This window comes from Mesorhizobium sp. M4A.F.Ca.ET.020.02.1.1 (assembly GCF_004022645.1).
In the GTDB taxonomy this organism is placed as follows: Bacteria; Pseudomonadota; Alphaproteobacteria; order Rhizobiales; family Rhizobiaceae; genus Mesorhizobium.
Window position 1 is genome coordinate 1 of the sequence record NZ_RZOI01001282.1, and the last position, 756, is coordinate 756.

Annotated in this window: 1 protein-coding gene and 1 pseudogene; both read right to left on the reverse strand. The window is 64.0% G+C overall.

From position 1 onward, the window contains the following. Positions 1-21 precede the first annotated feature (21 nt). Positions 22-450, reverse strand: coding sequence for a SufE family protein (locus tag EN742_RS36650; RefSeq protein WP_126059169.1), 429 nt, complete (start codon positions 448-450; stop codon positions 22-24). A gap of 110 nt (positions 451-560) precedes the next feature. Continuing rightward, positions 561-756, reverse strand: a pseudogene (locus EN742_RS36655) (hypothetical protein); the annotation flags it as partial.

The following is a 756-nucleotide window of genomic DNA, read 5'->3' on the forward strand; positions in this document are numbered from 1 at the left end:
CTCAAAATACGATTTGTCAGATCAGGCGATCTGCTTCAGCGCCGTATCGGCGTCGTGCTTGATGCGCTTGACCATCGAGCGCAGGCCGTTGGCGCGCTGCGGCGAAAGGTGCTCGTCGAGGCCGAGCCCCTTGAGTGTCGCCTCGGCGTCTGTTTTCTGGATCTCGCTCGCCGGGCGCCCGGAAAACAGCGCCAGCATGATAGCGACCAGGCCACGCACGATATGGGCATCCGAATCGCCCTGGAAGGTGATGACCGGATCGGTCCCTTGTCCCTGGTCGGTGGTGAGCCACACCTGGCTGACGCAGCCCGGCACCTTGTTGGCGGGAGTCCGCGCGGCGTCGGGGAACGGCGGCAGCGCTTCGCCGAGTTCGATCACGTAGCGATAGCGGTCCTCCCACTCGTCGAGCAGGGAAAAGTCGTCGCGGATCGTCTGGATCGTGGTCGTCATTGTGCCGGATATAGTCATCCGGCATCCCCGCGTCACGAAAAAAGAAAGAAAACACCGCAGGCGTCGAGAGGTCGGACGGGCCTGCGGTGTCGCCAATCAGCGGCTAAAACTCAATTCTTAGTCGGCGCCTTCGCCGGAATGTTGACGGTCGCCGGCAGAACGACGTCCACGCTGCCTGTGGCCACGGACGTGTCGAGCCCTCCGTCGCTGGCCTTATCGCCGGCCTGGCCGTCCTCCATCATGGCGGCGGCGATCTTGGCGGTCTCCCTGGCGCGGGCGCCGATCGTGTGCATGGCGGATTTACCG